Origin of the sequence: Thalassotalea insulae (assembly GCF_030161395.1) — a bacterium.
In the GTDB taxonomy this organism is placed as follows: Bacteria; Pseudomonadota; Gammaproteobacteria; order Enterobacterales; family Alteromonadaceae; genus Thalassotalea_E; species Thalassotalea_E insulae.
Genome location: NZ_BSST01000001.1, coordinates 1,654,586 through 1,669,239 on the forward strand (window position 1 = coordinate 1,654,586; position 14,654 = coordinate 1,669,239).

The window sequence follows — 14,654 nt, forward strand, 5'->3', positions numbered from 1 at the left end:
CTGCTTAACACCTGTTTTGCTTAAACCATCACAAGTATTAGATGAAAAATGATTTTGTCAGTATAATACGTGAGAATTCACTCTGATTAAAATACTTTATCTATCAAAGTATTTATCTTAACTATAGACAAAATGAAAACATCACGTGGCAAAAGCTAAAAAACTGACCAAAGGCCAAGTTAGACGCATTAAAGCAAATCAAGCAAAAAAGCTGAAAAACAAGGCAGAAAAAATACATTGGCAAGACGATGAACTAGGCGAAGCTCAGCCCGGCACTGTGATCAGCCGTTTTGGTCAACATGCTGACGTTGAAGCGGATAATGGCAAGATTTTTCGTTGCAATATCAGGCGAAGTATCGATTCACTGATCTGCGGCGATAAAGTATTGTGGCGCCAGGGCAAAGAAACGCAACATAGCATTTCCGGCGTCATTGAAGCGGTACATGAACGCACGTCGGTATTATCACGTCCCGATGTTTACGACGGCGTCAGGCCTATCGCTGCCAATATTAGCCAGATCTTAATCGTTTCATCGGTATTACCGGCATTTAACAGTGATATTATTGACAGATATTTAGTTGCCGCCGAACAAACTGGTATCAAACCACTAATAGTACTGAATAAAACCGATCTATTAACCCCTAGTAACACGACAGAAATTGAGCAACAATTAGATATCTATCGTGCTATTGGCTATCAAGTGATCTATGTAAGCAATCTTAGTCAGGCAGGCATCGATGAACTTAAAGCACAGTTAAAAGATAATATCAGTATTTTTGTCGGCCAGTCTGGCGTTGGTAAATCAACACTCACTAACTCCTTAATCCCTGACTTATCAGTTTACACCCAAGAAGTGTCAGAAAATTCAGGTTTAGGACAGCACACCACAACAGTGGCTCGTCTTTATCACTTTGCTGAAGGTGGTGAACTTATCGATTCTCCGGGGATCAGAGAGTTCGGTTTATGGCATTTAACCCCTGAACAGGTCGCACATGGCTTTATCGAATTTGCCGATTATCTTGGCTGCTGTAAATTCAGAGATTGTAAACATCAGAATGATCCGGGTTGTGCCTTAATTGCCGCCGGTCAAGCCAACGAAATTCATCCAAAACGATTAGCCAGTTTTCAGCGTATTTTAAACAGCCTAAATGAAAACACATTAACCTCTCGTTTTAACAACTCATAAATAGGAACACTCAGTGCTAATAAATAAGATTAAAATTGCTCTGCAATATATCATGCCAAAACATGCTATTTCCCGATTAGTTGGCAAATTTGCCGCCGCAAAAGCAGGATGGCTGACCACTAAGGCGATCAAAATGTTTATCAAAGCTTATGATATCAATATGAGTGAAGCAAAACTAAAACACGCCGAAGACTTTAGCAGCTTTAACGATTTTTTTACCCGCGAGTTAGCCGATGGCGCACGCACTATCGACAATAATCCTCAAACCCTTTGTTATCCGGTTGACGGTGCTATTAGCCAGCAAGGTGATATCGTTGACGGCCAGTTGATTCAGGCAAAAGGCTTTAACTATAGCCTAAACAGCCTGTTAGGCGGCGATGAAGCAACAGCTGCGCCATTTCAAGGGGGCAAATTTTCATGTATTTATCTGGCACCAAAAGACTATCACCGCATTCATATGCCAATGGCCGCCACTTTAAGAGAAATGATCTATGTGCCAGGTGAACTGTTCTCGGTTAACCCATTAACGGCAAATAATGTGCCTGATTTATTTGCCCGTAATGAACGAGTGGTTACTATCTTTGATACTGAATTCGGAAAATTTGCTATGGTATTAGTGGGTGCTACTATTGTTGCCAGCATAGAAACCACCTGGGCAGGTACTATTACGCCACCAGCGGGTAAAGATATTTTCCGTTGGTCATACCCGGCAACGGGTGTAGATGCTATTACTTTTAACAAAGGAGATGAAATGGGCCGTTTTAAACTTGGCTCTACCGTGGTTGCTACTTTTGAGCCCGACATGATTGAGTTTGCAGCTAATGCTGGGCCAGAAACAGTAACACGACTTGGCGAATTCTTTGCTGACGTCACTGACTCATCACAAGCAACGGAAGTGATAGAACAATAATGTTAATTATTGCTCACCGAGGTGCTAGCGGCGAGTTTCCTGAAAACTCATTGCTAGCCTTTGAACAAGCCATTCTTCAGCAAGCGGATGGCATTGAACTCGACGTTCAATATCATCACGCCAGCCAAACCTTTATTGTGCTACATGATCATTATCTCGACAAAGTAAGCGCTAACCTGGGGCACTTTAATGACTTCCACCTTGCTCAGCTCAGTCAGCTGCCTATTGGGCAAGAACAATACCTGATAACTTTAGCACAAGCTCTGGAACTTATTGGCGGTCGCTGTTTAGTCAATATCGAAATAAAATCATCTGCAACTACCCCAGACGATTTATTTCAGCAGCTCAAGGTATTAGAGCAGACCCTTGATTATGCCGTTAATGAAAATAGCTTTAATTCCCAGCAATTCATCATCTCTTCTTTTAATCATGTTTTTATTGCTCAATGTAAACAAGCTCTGCCAGATATCGCCACAGGAGCCCTAATTGCTCATATTCCTTTTAACTTTGCCAGTTTTACCCGGGAATTAGCCTGCGATTACCTTAACTTGGATGTTAGTTTTATCAATCAATCATTAATTACAGATGCTCACCAACATGGCCTAAAGGTGTGGGTTTATACCGTCGACCGAACTCAAGAAATTAAACACTGTCAAGCCTTAGCCGTTGATGCAATCTTTACCAATTTCCCGTTGCGCAGCCGTCAACGAATGACAGCTTAATGAAAAAAATTTTTCATTAATAGTTGCTCATTTTAACAACACAAGATACGATTAAGTTCGTAATATTCTAATAGTTTAATCATGCATTAAGGAATTTCGATGGCTCAAGATAATCTTGGTATCAAGCCTACTGAGGCGGAGTTAACATTACTCAATGTACTCTGGAAGCTAGGCCCAGCAACGGTACGCCAAGTACATGATGCGGTTAGCGAAACTCAAAAAACCGGTTATACCACAGTACTTAAAATTTTGCAGATAATGCATGAAAAAGCCTTGGTTACCCGTGATGAGAGTAACCGTGCCCATGTCTATGCAGCAGCTAATAGTCAAACTCATACTCAATCATCACTATTAAAAGACTTAGTCAGTAAGGCCTTTGGCGGCTCGACTTCTAACTTAGTAATGCGAGCATTGAATGAATCTCCAAGCAAACAAGAAATCGCAGATATTCGTCAATTATTAAATGAACTTGAACAGCAGGAATAATTTGCACTAGCAAGTGTTGCAGACAATGATGGAAAGCTTTATCAGTAGCCCACAATGGCACAATTTAGCTTTAACCCTTATCCACTTTTTATGGCAAGGGTGCGCGATTGCGCTCGTGTTAAAATTATTGCTGGCGATCACACCATATAGTAAAGCTCAACTACGCTACACCTGGGCAAGCTTAGCTATGCTATCAAGCCTGGTAGCACCTATTGTCACTTTCATCGCGATTTATCAACCGATTGCCGAGCCCATTGGTTATTTTGCCAATGATATCGCTGCAATTATTAGTACTCAGAACTTGAGCAATCAAGAAGTGATCACCTGGTACCAGGATGTCTTTGACACGTTACCTTATGTTTCTATTTTATGGTTGGCTATCGTCTGTTTACTTGCGGCAAAATTATTGATTGAAATCTATCATGTTAATCAATTGCCTAATATAGCAACCGTTGCTGCCAGCGAAGAATTAAGCCAGAGAGTAGAACATTTAGCGTCTCAAATAGGGCTAACAAAAACGCCACAACTATTAATATCTTTGAAAGCTGAAATTCCTATGGCACTCGGCTGGATAAAACCTGTGATCTTAATACCCGTAGCTATGTTATCCGGGTTAACGCCAGCTCAGCTGGATATGCTGATTTTACATGAATTAGCACATATTCGTCGACACGATTACTTAGTGAACTTTATCCAGACTCTGGTAGAAATTTTATTGTTCTTTCACCCTTGTGTTCGCTGGATATCAAAACAAATGCGCAATGAGCGCGAATATTGCAGCGATGATATTGCGGTGGGCGTCAGTGGTACTCCAATAGCTTATGCCAGAACCCTAGCTGATACTGCCACTATATGCAGTAAGCATCGTCATCACGCGATACCAACAATGGCAATGGCAGCTTCGGGAGGGGATTTAAAACAACGGGTGGTGCGTTTAGTCGATCAACAGCATTGCTCGTCAGCAGATGATTCCGGCAAGTTTTTAGCGACAGTGTTAATCCTGTTTTCTGTAGTCGCAGTTCTCATTAAGCCATATTTAAACAAAGAACTGATTGATCTTAGCTCTGGTCATATTTCTTTTATACAGACGGCAAATGAGTTCATCAAGCAGCAACCGATAAATAATGAAAACCTATCAGCAACTTCTATTGCCAAATTATTATTGAAAAATGAGCAAGTCAGCACAAATGGTGAAATAGAGCAACCAGTTAGCATGTCTAATGTTGTGCAAATAAATAGCACCCAAGCTCAAACGGCACCAAGCATAAAAGAAGAAAGCCTAACCGAAACTGTCAAACCTCAAGCGATTCCGACTGCCAGTCACGGTAAAATAGAAGTTAAAAAACAGAAAGAAGTTGACGCTTTAGTAGAAAAGACGAATCCAGGTATTTCCCAGACAGAGCAGTTACTAAGCACTCAACCGAAAGAGTCGCTCTCTGAGCTTGCTTTCAAACGCACAGATGCCAGCCAACAAGTGCATGGTATGAAAAACCCTTATGCACAGCAAGTAGCAGAGCTAGTGAATGAACCGATTTATCAACAAACAAGTAAACCGATAAACAAAGTCATTATTGATAAACCGCTCACACCAAGCGAACCTAAGCTAAAAAATCCCAAATTAGTCATACCAGCTGTGATTAAGCAATCAAAAGCAAAACCTCAGCTCGCGATACGCAAAGCGGCTAAAATCATAGCTTCTCCTGACCCAAAATATCCGTCAACCGCAAAACGTCGTGGCATAGAATTAGATGTTCAGGTTAATTTTATTATTGATACTCAAGGCCGAGTGGCAAATATCGAGTTTGAAGAAAAAAGTAAAGTCAGCTTCTTCCGGAGTGCAATTCGTACAGCGATGGCAAAGTGGCGCTTTCTACCAGCTAAGATTAATGGTCAACCGGTAGAAAGCAAGATGTCGAAAATATTCTCGTTTAGCTTAATGAAATAACGTTTTACCGCGTTGTTTCATCCTTTTAAACTTTTCCTGTTGTGATGCGTCTAACACCTGCAATATCGCATGGTGTGTTTTGGCTCTTTGTAATGCTGCTTCAGCTAGTTGAGGCTGATATTGATTATGCAAACTAGTAAATGCATCATCATTAAAGATAGCTGCAGATAACAGGCTTTCCATTTGGTCCCTAAATGCCCGCATTGTTTCTCTGTTGGCTTCACCATTAGCTTTTTGCTGCTGAACAATCGCCTTAATTTTTACTTGCTGCTCAACGTTTAAATTTAACTTACGCACAAGGTGCTGCATTTTGTCTTTACCATGACCACGCCAGTGTGCGACTTGCTGCTCGTCATAACCATTAGCATTGGCATAAAACGAAACCGGCATTGCCATAGTCGATAACAAGATCATACTTGATAATAACTTTATTGATTTTTTCATCCTAATCTACTCCTGCTTAAAATTCCCTTCCTAGTCTAGTCGCTGCAATGCAAAGAAACGCAAAGCCGTGTAAATATTGTGTAAAGTTGCAGGCAATGGCGATAATCTGCGTTATTATTCACATAGCAAACTAGGCAAATAGATAAACATGACAGAACAAAAGCATTTATTGATCATAGATGATGATAAAGAGCTCACGACTTTATTATCAGAATATTTATCGCAGGAAGGCTTTCAGCTATCTTGTTGTCACGATGGTCTATCTGGATTAACACTAGCACGTAAAAACAGCTACGCATTGATTTTACTCGATGTCATGATGCCAGGGCTTACCGGATTTGAAGTGTTAAAAGCTCTAGGAGGGAAACATACCACCCCCATTTTAATGCTGACAGCAAAAGGAGATGAAGCCGATAGAGTATTAGGCTTAGACCTTGGTGCTGACGATTACCTTGCTAAACCTTTCCAGCATCGAGAATTGCTCGCCCGAATCAACGCCATACTACGCAGAATTAATATAGTCCAGAGTCAGCATAATGCTACACCAGCGCTAGATATTAATCACGTCACCATTAATCCCGCAACACGAGAGGTGTTTTGTCAGCAGCAACTGATTGAATTAACCGGTACTGAATATCAAATCTTAACTTTGTTGATGGAAAATGTCGGCAATATTGTCAGTAAACAAACTATCTCAGAACAAGTGTTACAACGTAAACTAAGCCCGTTTGATCGCAGTATCGATATGCATGTCAGTAATATACGTCGCAAACTAGCTCCTTTTAGCGATAATGATAAGTTAAAAACAGTACGTGGTGCTGGTTATATTTTCTTGTCAGGTCGAGACTAAGGCTATTAGGGTGTTGCAATTGATTAAAAAACGCTTGTCATCTATTGCGGTCAAATTATTTTTATCTTTTTGGCTGATCACTCTACTTTCCATCACTATTACACGTTTTATCTCCAATCAATTAGAACAAGAAAGTATCATCGCCCCAATACATCATGGTGATTTACGTCAACTTCACTACGCCAGTCAAAGACTTTCAACCCGACCAGCCACCAATATAAAAGTATTATTAAATAAGCTACCGACACCTCATGACATTGATTTCGTGATTAAAGATCCTAAATCACAGCAAGTGTTCTTAAATAGAACAAGACACCTAAGAGGCATTAAAGATTACCTCAATAAAAATGAACTTACGCATCAGACTACCGTGCAATTTCCCTTTGTTCGATTAACCGGGCCTGAATTGATAATACTCAATAACCATAGTTATCAGCTTTTTATCGCCCATAAAACTAGGCCACCAGCTATAGGTTCGATAATAATGCAATTGCCTGTTTGGCTACGTTATTGCATCCCATTAGTTGTTAGTTTGCTTTTATGCTGGCTGTTGGCTCGGACCTTAACCAAGCCATTAATAGCAATTAAACAAGCAGCTACCGATATAGGTAATGGTAACTATCAGGTCCGAGTCGCCCATGCTGTTAAACGCAATGATGAAATAGGTGAAATGGCGAACAGTTTTAATCAAATGGCTGAAAAGCTTGATGCCAATATCAGTGCCCATCAGCGTTTACTCGCAGATGTTTCCCATGAACTACGCTCACCTATGACCCGCCTACAAATGGCTTTAGGGTTGATTCAACAAGCAAGCACTGATAACCCTACAATAGATAAGCATCTAAATCGTTGCGAGCAGGAAGTAACGCAATTAGACAAATTAATCACTAATATATTGTCGCTGTCCAGACTGGAAAATAGTTTTCAGCAGCTAGCGTTTACTCGAGTAATGCTAAATGAATTATTACACAAGATAGTAACTGATAATGATTACTTAGTTAGCGAAAAGTCTATTCATATTAAGCTCAATTGCCCTGAACAACTTATGCTCAACGCTAACGAAACACTTCTTTATAGTGCACTCAATAACATAGTAGGTAATGCAATCAAGTATACACATAGCCAAGGAACTATCGATATTAACGCTACTACGAATAACGATAACATTGTAATAACTATTGCCGATAGTGGTGTTGGCGTACCAGAACAACAGCTACCGTTATTATTTCACCCCTTTTATCGCGTGTCTGATGCCAGAGATCGAGATTCTGGCGGCACAGGATTAGGTTTAGCAATCGCCAAGCAAGCGATTGAGCTTCATCATGGGCAAATTCGCGCAGAAAATAATCATAGCGGCGGCTTAATAATTACCTTAGAATTACCCACTAAACTTACTAATTAACTTTCAGGTTAACCCAAATAAAAAGCCAAATTTTATGCCAAAATTACCTCAGGTTATCTTGCTGTCGCTGGCTTTTTTAATCGCTTCTTTTATGACTCATTCAACCGCCTATACTCAAGAGCAGCAATTACCAGAAAAATTAGCACAAGAGATCGCTAGATTTTGGCAGGGAGGTCTATTTTCATCATTCCAAACCAAAGATAATGTCCGGATTAACTACGCCGCTTTTATCACTGACCCGGACGCTCAATGTCTAGTTATCTCTCCTGGGCGGGTCGAAGGCTATTTAAAATATCAGGAACTTATCTACGATCTCTCTCAACATAACATAAATATTTTCATCATAGATCATCGGGGACAAGGGTTATCTCAACGCTTATTAAATAACCCTCATAAGGGACATGTTGAACAATTCGATGATTATACTGATGATTTATATCAATTTATTAATCAAATAGTTACGATAAGTTGTAGCAAAAAAAGTCGCCCGTTATTATTGGCACACTCTATGGGTAGTGCAATTGCTATCAGAACGATGCAAAAATATCCTGACACAATAAAAAGTGCCTTATTGTCATCACCGATGATCGCAATTAATAGCGGTGGGTTACCGCTGTGGCTTGCCAAAATAGTGATAGGTACAGGTAATTTTTTCAATTCCTTATTTAATCAGCAAGCTTGGTATTTCTTCGGGCAAGGCGATTATCAAGCCAGACAATTTAGCGATAATCAGCTGATGCATTCTAAAATAAGGTATCAAACATTTATTGAGCTCTACCAAAAACACCCACAATTACAGCTCGGCGGTGTAACCTTCAACTGGTTACAACAAGCGATAAAAGTGAATCAGGCGATATTTACTGATTTAAAACAGCTGAACACTCCAATCACTATCTTGCAAGCCAGCGCAGATACTATCGTCGATAATCAGGCACAAAATAAGTTTTGCCAGCAATTACAGCAAATTGATACTCAACTTTGCCAACAACCGAAAGTGATTGAAAATGCCTATCATGAACTGTTTTTTGAAAAAGATAGCTACCGCAATCAGGTAATGACTGAAGTCAGTAACTGGTTAGCTCAAAATAAATAGCTAAGCTGTTAAACAATTTCTTTAGTACTCAGCTCACTACCAACAACCGAAGAGGGATCATGATGAATAAAGACCTCACAAGGTGCCAATGCAAGTTCAATTTCTCGCTCAATCGCTTCACCAATACTATGTGCATCTAACAAAGATAAATTATCATCCAGCTCGAGATGAAACTGAATAAAGCGTTGATGCCCAGCTTGCCGTGTTCTCAACTCATGCATACCTAACGCTTTTTCATGACTAAGAATAATGTCCTTAATTTTATCCACTTCCTCGGCTGCTAATTCATGATCCATCAAGTGGTGTACACTAAGCCAAATTATTTTCGCTGCGCCGAGCATCAAGTGCCCACCGACCAATAAGGTAAATACACCATCTGCTTTTATCCAATAGCCCTGACTTAAGAACAGCGCCGCCAGCACGCCTAAATTTAAGATAAGATCCGATTGATAATGCAGGGAATCAGCACTAATCGCTAGTGAATTTGTTTTGGCAATGACCACTTTTTGCAATATCACTAATGCCAGCGTTAAGAAAATCGCAATAATGCTCACCCAAATACCGACTTCGGTATGAACAATGACTTTCGGACTAATAATACGCTCAACACCATTTATGATCAGTAATAACGCCGAGCCTAATACAAAAGCGGCTTGCACTAACCCCGCCAAACTTTCAGCTTTACCATGTCCAAATTTATGCTCCTGATCCGCCGGAGCTAAAGCAAACCTTAAAATCACCACATTCATAACCGACGCAAATAAGTCTAATAATGAATCAGTAGCAGAAGCCAACATTGCGCTGGCATCCGTCATCAGCCAGGCATAGAGTTTTAGCATAACGAGCAAAAACGCAACGCTAGTGGCAGTGAATGCTGCACACCTTACCCAAAAATCATAAGTGGACTTTGTTTGTTCCATTGATAATCTTTTCCTAGTTAATAGCCCTTAAATAGCAATTAATATAATGATAGCAAGCCTTTGCTCTATATAAAGTGCAGGTTATAATCTTGTCAGAATCAATAGCGAGAATCACCAAATGTTAGATGTTGTCCTGTTTCAACCGCAAATCCCGCCTAATACCGGCAATATTATCCGCTTATGCGCCAACACCGGCTTTAGATTACATCTGATTGAGCCATTAGGCTTTGATCTGGACGATAAAAAGCTGCGCCGGGCAGGACTAGATTATCATGAATTTGCCGCAGTTAAACGTCACAGTAATTATCACGCCTTTGTCGAAAGTGAACAACCTAAGAGAGTGCTAGCAATAACCACTAAAGCGACCAATTATTATCAGAATATCGAGTTCACTCAAGGCGATTATTTATTGTTTGGTTCAGAAACAGCAGGATTACCGGAGGAAGTCAGGCAGCAAATCCCCGAACAGGACAAAATTCGTATTCCGATGTTAAAAGACAGTCGCAGCATGAACTTATCCAATGCCACAGCCGTGCTTATCTATGAAGCTTGGCGTCAGTTGGGATTTGAAAATTCAATATAATTATAGAGAGGGACGTAAGTTTGATTAGCCTATTATTCAAACTTACGTTCACGTGATAATAAATCTGAAGCAGCTGCTTTGGCATCTTTACCACAATAGAGCACTTGATAAACCTGCTCAACAATTGGCATTTCCACACTCATCCGCTGTGCCAGCATATAGACTTCTTTAGTATTCCGATAGCCTTCAACTACCTGGCCGATATCCTGCATTGCCTGTTCGACATTTTGTCCCTGGCCTAAGGCTAATCCAAATCGACGATTACGCGACTGATTATCGGTACAAGTAAGTACTAAGTCACCTAAGCCAGCCATGCCCATAAAAGTCGCGGGCTCAGCGTTTAATGCCGCTCCTAAGCGAGTCATTTCAACCAAACCTCTGGTGATAAGTGCTGTTCGAGCATTGGCGCCAAATCCGATACCATCCGCCATACCGGCACCTATAGCAATCACATTTTTGACCGCGCCTCCTAGCTGAACGCCAATAAAGTCTTTATTAGAATAAACCCTAAAGGTTTTTTCACAGTGCAGCAGATCTGATAATTCATTAACAAAATTATCATCGGTCGAGGATAACGAAATCGCTGTCGGCAAGCCAGCAGCCATTTCTTTGGCAAATGTCGGCCCGGATAATACCGCTAATGAAATATCATCACCTAAAATACTACGAGCAACATCTTGCAATAAATTACCGGTATTTGGATCTAAGCCCTTAGTTGCCCAGGCAACTCGAGCATTCTTGCGCAAAAATGGTTTAATCTGATTGAGCATATCGCCAAACGCATGGCTCGGCACAACGATTAAGATATTATCACTTGCTTGAGCTGCACTTGCTAAATCAGCGACTAGTTCTAGTGATTCAGGAAAGTGGCTACCCGGCAGATATTTTTCATTACTGCGGGAGCTTGCCATCTCATTGATATGAGTTTGCTCTCGTCCCCAAAGCAAGGTTTTATGACCATTGCGGGCAAAACAAATAGCGAGGGCGGTACCATATGATCCCGCCCCGATAACACTAATTTTAGCCGATGGCTGAGTCATAAATTAGTGAGTTTCTGAACTAGCTGGTGCTTGCGTATCAGCCTGTTCTTTAGCGCGTTGTTGAACATATGAGGCAAATAGCGCATCAAAATTAACAGGTGCTAAGTTAATTTGTGGGAATGAACCACGATTCACTAAGCTGGCCACAGATTCACGGGCATACGGGAATAACGTTGAAGGACAGAAAGCACCGATGGTATGTGCTAATTGCGCTTCTGGTAAATTACCGATAGTAAAGATACCAGCTTGTTGTACTTCTGCTAAAAATGCTGTTTGATCTTCTACTGTTGCGGTAACAGTTAACGCTAGGACCACTTCATAAGTATTATCGGCTAATTTAGCTGAACGGGTATCCAAGTCTAACTTAATTTCTGGCTTCCATTCTTTTTGAAAAATAGCTGGTGAATTAGGTGTTTCAAAAGAAATATCTTTTGTATAGACACGTTGAATTGCAAATTGTGGTCCAGCTTGTTCTGCGTTACCTTCTGTGCTGTTTTGGTTTTCGTCAGCCATTTTTTTCTTCCTATTGCTATGCGTTTCGCATGTTAATTTTAATTATTTCAATAATGATTGGTTAACCAATCAAGCAGATGCCATTAATAGTTGATCTAATTTATTTTGATAATGTAAGGCATATAAATCATCACAACCGCCAATATGCTGGTTATCAATGAAAATTTGCGGCACAGTAAAAGCCCCATTACTACGTTTAATCATCTTGTCACGTAATTCAGTATCATGACTGATATCTATTTCTGTAAATGCGACATTTTTTTGCTTTAACAGCATTTTTGCCCGCATACAAAAACCACATGTCACCTTGCTATAAATTTCTACTGCCATTATCGACCTACTACTTACAAGCCTGTTATTTTTTTACTACAGGTAAACCCGCACCAGTCCATGCATTCATACCACCTTTTAATAAGCTTGCTTGGGTAAAGCCTGCTTTAAAAAGCTGCTCGGCTACTTTTGCCGCTGTGATCCCTGCAGTACATACGACTATAATGGGTTTATCTTTGTGCTTTTCAAGGGCGGCAAAGTCATTATTATCGATCTTTTCCTTTGCAAGGTGTATAGCGTCAATAATATGCGCCGCTTTAAATTCTTTTTCAGCTCGTATATCTAAAACAACGCCCTGCTCACGATTGACCGCTAACGTTAATTCCTGCGGACTAAATTGCTTAACAGGTGATAACTTGATTTTGATACTGGTCACCACTATTGCAATAAAAATACCGACCCAAGCCGCAGCCAACATTGGATGGTTTGCTAAAAACTCAATAAATTGTTCCATAAATAGTTCAGTAGACATCAACAAAAATTTGCCGACAGTATACAGTTCACTCCCTGTTTTTTACAGAATAAATCCGATATTTCTCTCAAGACTACGCTCTAGCTGCTATTCGCTATTTCAATAGAACAATTTTGTCTAGCAAGGCTAAAGCAATTCCATAGCTGGCTTGGTATAATGCGGTCATTATTAACTCTTGATCTTAAACTTATTATTGGAAGTGGTATGTCGAATAAAAAACCAACTGTGCTTATTATTTTAGATGGCTGGGGTTACCGTGAAAATAAAGAAGCTAACGCTATCTATCATGCCAACACCCCAGTGTTGGACGATTTAACGGCTAATTATCCTAATATGCTCATTCAAACTTCTGGTATGGCGGTTGGTCTTCCTGATGGACAAATGGGCAACTCAGAAGTTGGTCACGTTAACTTGGGCGCCGGACGCATTGTTTATCAGGACTTTACCCGTATAACCAAAGCGATTGAAGATCAGGAGTTTTATCATAATCCAGCCTTATGCCAGGCCGTAGATAAAGCTGTAGCTAATGACAAAGCCGTGCATATTTGTGGCTTAATGTCACCCGGCGGCGTTCACAGCCACGAAGATCACATTTTTTCGATGATCGAGCTTGCTCATCAACGAGGAGCGAAAAAAATCTATTTACATGCATTTCTCGATGGTCGTGATACGCCACCTAGAAGTGCAGAAGCATCACTAATAAAAGCACAAGAAAAATTTACTGAACTCGGCTGCGGACAAATCGCTTCTATTATCGGACGTTATTACGCGATGGACAGAGATCAACGCTGGGAACGTCTTGAAGCAGCTTATAACCTACTAACCGCCGGTATCAGCGAATTTCAATATCAAGATGCGGTTTCAGCCCTTCATAGTGCTTACCAGCGAGATGAGAATGACGAGTTTGTCAAAGCATCAGCCATTACTGACAGCCAAGGAAAAGCAATTAAAATAGTCGACGGTGACAGCCTAATTTTTATGAACTTTCGAGCAGATCGTGCCCGTCAGTTTACCCGTGGCTTTGTTAACGATCAATTTGATGGATTTAGTCGTAAACACAGACCTGCATTAGCAGATTTTGTTATGCTGACCGAATATGCTGCTGACATCAATACCAGCTGTGCTTTTCCGCCAGCGCCATTAAACAATGTCTTAGGCGAATGGCTGGAAAAACATAACAAAACTCAGCTTCGTATTTCAGAAACTGAAAAATACGCCCATGTCACGTTTTTCTTCAGTGGCGGCAAGGAAGACACCTTTAACGGCGAACAACGTATTCTAGTGCCATCACCACAAGTGGCGACCTATGATCTGCAACCGGAAATGAATTCAAGCCTGTTAACTGACAAATTAGTCGATGCGATTAACAGTGGTGACTATGACTTTATCGTTTGTAATTACCCTAATGGTGATATGGTCGGTCATACAGGTAAATTTGACGCTGCAGTCAAAGCGTGTGAAGCGGTTGATTGCAGTATAGGCAGAGTTATTGAAGCACTTAAACAAAGTGGCGGTGAATGCTTAATCACCGCAGATCATGGTAATGCCGAACAGATGGTCGATAATCAATCTGGTCAGGCACACACAGCACACACCTGTGAACCAGTACCGTTAATTTACTTTGGCCGTAAGGCAACACCGGCAGCAAATGGTGCCTTAAGTGATATTTCTCCTACTATCCTAAATTTAATGGGCATGACACAACCGGAAGAAATGACAGGTTCTAATTTAATGGAGCTTGATTCATAATACCGTCGG

Annotated in this window: 16 protein-coding genes; 10 read left to right on the forward strand and 6 right to left on the reverse strand. The window is 40.7% G+C overall.

Features of this window, described 5'->3' with window-relative positions:
• The first annotated feature begins 145 nt into the window (after positions 1–145).
• The 5 genes from rsgA to QQK06_RS07585 all read left to right on the forward strand — a co-directional run bounded on the left by rsgA (position 146) and on the right by QQK06_RS07585 (position 5,249).
• The gene (gene rsgA, locus QQK06_RS07565; RefSeq protein ID WP_284244048.1) at positions 146–1,186 is read left to right on the forward strand and encodes a small ribosomal subunit biogenesis GTPase RsgA; all 1,041 of its coding nucleotides are present in this window, start codon (positions 146–148) and stop codon (positions 1,184–1,186) included.
• Between the two features lie 13 nt (positions 1,187–1,199).
• Entirely contained in the window at positions 1,200–2,096 is an 897-nt protein-coding gene (asd, locus tag QQK06_RS07570; RefSeq protein ID WP_284244049.1) for an archaetidylserine decarboxylase, read from the forward strand.
• On the forward strand, positions 2,096–2,818 hold the full coding sequence (locus QQK06_RS07575; protein WP_284244050.1) for a glycerophosphodiester phosphodiesterase: 723 nt from the start codon (positions 2,096–2,098) through the stop codon (positions 2,816–2,818). The genes asd and QQK06_RS07575 overlap by 1 nt, the downstream gene beginning before the upstream one ends.
• A gap of 99 nt (positions 2,819–2,917) precedes the next feature.
• Positions 2,918–3,304, forward strand: a complete 387-nt coding sequence (locus QQK06_RS07580; RefSeq protein WP_284244051.1) for a BlaI/MecI/CopY family transcriptional regulator — start codon at positions 2,918–2,920, stop codon at positions 3,302–3,304.
• Positions 3,305–3,329: 25 nt separating this feature from the next.
• Complete coding sequence (locus tag QQK06_RS07585) at positions 3,330–5,249, forward strand: M56 family metallopeptidase (protein ID WP_284244052.1); 1,920 nt, start codon at positions 3,330–3,332, stop codon at positions 5,247–5,249.
• On the opposite strand, the gene QQK06_RS07590 is transcribed toward QQK06_RS07585, so the two are convergent.
• Positions 5,238–5,693: a Spy/CpxP family protein refolding chaperone gene (locus tag QQK06_RS07590; protein ID WP_284244053.1), complete on the reverse strand. Its 456-nt coding sequence runs from the start codon at positions 5,691–5,693 to the stop codon at positions 5,238–5,240. The genes QQK06_RS07585 and QQK06_RS07590 overlap by 12 nt on opposite strands.
• A 148-nt stretch (positions 5,694–5,841) precedes the next feature.
• On the opposite strand from QQK06_RS07590, the gene QQK06_RS07595 reads away from it, so the two are divergent.
• The 3 genes from QQK06_RS07595 to QQK06_RS07605 are packed head-to-tail and all read left to right on the forward strand — an operon-like array spanning position 5,842 to position 9,038.
• A complete protein-coding gene (locus QQK06_RS07595; RefSeq protein ID WP_284244054.1) occupies positions 5,842–6,543 on the forward strand; it encodes a response regulator transcription factor in 702 nt (233 codons plus the stop codon).
• Between the two features lie 19 nt (positions 6,544–6,562).
• The gene (locus QQK06_RS07600; protein ID WP_284244055.1) at positions 6,563–7,945 is read left to right on the forward strand and encodes an ATP-binding protein; all 1,383 of its coding nucleotides are present in this window, start codon (positions 6,563–6,565) and stop codon (positions 7,943–7,945) included.
• Between the two features lie 34 nt (positions 7,946–7,979).
• A complete protein-coding gene (locus QQK06_RS07605) occupies positions 7,980–9,038 on the forward strand; it encodes an alpha/beta fold hydrolase (protein ID WP_284244056.1) in 1,059 nt (352 codons plus the stop codon).
• An 8-nt stretch (positions 9,039–9,046) separates the two neighbouring features.
• Here the strand turns inward: QQK06_RS07605 and QQK06_RS07610 are convergent, their stop codons facing one another.
• Positions 9,047–9,958 (reverse strand): cation diffusion facilitator family transporter, encoded by a 912-nt coding sequence (locus QQK06_RS07610; RefSeq protein WP_284244057.1) that lies wholly within the window; start codon positions 9,956–9,958, stop codon positions 9,047–9,049.
• Positions 9,959–10,076: 118 nt separating this feature from the next.
• Between QQK06_RS07610 and trmL the strand changes: the two genes are divergently transcribed.
• Positions 10,077–10,541, forward strand: coding sequence for a tRNA (uridine(34)/cytosine(34)/5-carboxymethylaminomethyluridine(34)-2'-O)-methyltransferase TrmL (gene trmL / locus QQK06_RS07615; RefSeq protein ID WP_284244058.1), 465 nt, complete (start codon positions 10,077–10,079; stop codon positions 10,539–10,541).
• 32 nt (positions 10,542–10,573) lie between these two features.
• Here trmL and gpsA read toward each other — a convergent pair whose 3' ends face one another.
• The 4 genes from gpsA to QQK06_RS07635 form a co-directional block, all read right to left on the reverse strand.
• A complete protein-coding gene (gpsA, locus tag QQK06_RS07620) occupies positions 10,574–11,581 on the reverse strand; it encodes an NAD(P)H-dependent glycerol-3-phosphate dehydrogenase (RefSeq protein WP_284244059.1) in 1,008 nt (335 codons plus the stop codon).
• 3 nt (positions 11,582–11,584) lie between these two features.
• Positions 11,585–12,094: a protein-export chaperone SecB gene (gene secB, locus QQK06_RS07625; protein ID WP_284244060.1), complete on the reverse strand. Its 510-nt coding sequence runs from the start codon at positions 12,092–12,094 to the stop codon at positions 11,585–11,587.
• A 69-nt stretch (positions 12,095–12,163) separates the two neighbouring features.
• Complete coding sequence (grxC, locus tag QQK06_RS07630; RefSeq protein ID WP_284246595.1) at positions 12,164–12,427, reverse strand: glutaredoxin 3; 264 nt, start codon at positions 12,425–12,427, stop codon at positions 12,164–12,166.
• A 22-nt stretch (positions 12,428–12,449) separates the two neighbouring features.
• Positions 12,450–12,878, reverse strand: a complete 429-nt coding sequence (locus QQK06_RS07635; protein WP_284244061.1) for a rhodanese-like domain-containing protein — start codon at positions 12,876–12,878, stop codon at positions 12,450–12,452.
• Between the two features lie 222 nt (positions 12,879–13,100).
• On the opposite strand from QQK06_RS07635, the gene gpmM reads away from it, so the two are divergent.
• A complete protein-coding gene (gene gpmM, locus QQK06_RS07640; protein WP_284244062.1) occupies positions 13,101–14,645 on the forward strand; it encodes a 2,3-bisphosphoglycerate-independent phosphoglycerate mutase in 1,545 nt (514 codons plus the stop codon).
• Positions 14,646–14,654: the final 9 nt, after the last annotated feature.

Excerpts from the sequence above, each read along its gene's own strand:
- QQK06_RS07575 (WP_284244050.1), top strand. The coding sequence starts at position 2,096 with ATGTTAATTATTGCTCACCGAGGTGCTAGCGGCGAGTTTCCTGAAAAC.
- QQK06_RS07580 (WP_284244051.1), top strand. The coding sequence starts at position 2,918 with ATGGCTCAAGATAATCTTGGTATCAAGCCTACTGAGGCGGAGTTAACA.
- QQK06_RS07585 (WP_284244052.1), top strand. The coding sequence starts at position 3,330 with ATGATGGAAAGCTTTATCAGTAGCCCACAATGGCACAATTTAGCTTTA.
- QQK06_RS07590 (WP_284244053.1), bottom strand. The coding sequence starts at position 5,693 with ATGAAAAAATCAATAAAGTTATTATCAAGTATGATCTTGTTATCGACT.
- QQK06_RS07595 (WP_284244054.1), top strand. The coding sequence starts at position 5,842 with ATGACAGAACAAAAGCATTTATTGATCATAGATGATGATAAAGAGCTC.
- QQK06_RS07605 (WP_284244056.1), top strand. The coding sequence starts at position 7,980 with ATGCCAAAATTACCTCAGGTTATCTTGCTGTCGCTGGCTTTTTTAATC.
- QQK06_RS07610 (WP_284244057.1), bottom strand. The coding sequence starts at position 9,958 with ATGGAACAAACAAAGTCCACTTATGATTTTTGGGTAAGGTGTGCAGCA.
- trmL (WP_284244058.1), top strand. The coding sequence starts at position 10,077 with ATGTTAGATGTTGTCCTGTTTCAACCGCAAATCCCGCCTAATACCGGC.
- gpsA (WP_284244059.1), bottom strand. The coding sequence starts at position 11,581 with ATGACTCAGCCATCGGCTAAAATTAGTGTTATCGGGGCGGGATCATAT.
- secB (WP_284244060.1), bottom strand. The coding sequence starts at position 12,094 with ATGGCTGACGAAAACCAAAACAGCACAGAAGGTAACGCAGAACAAGCT.
- QQK06_RS07635 (WP_284244061.1), bottom strand. The coding sequence starts at position 12,878 with ATGGAACAATTTATTGAGTTTTTAGCAAACCATCCAATGTTGGCTGCG.
- gpmM (WP_284244062.1), top strand. The coding sequence starts at position 13,101 with ATGTCGAATAAAAAACCAACTGTGCTTATTATTTTAGATGGCTGGGGT.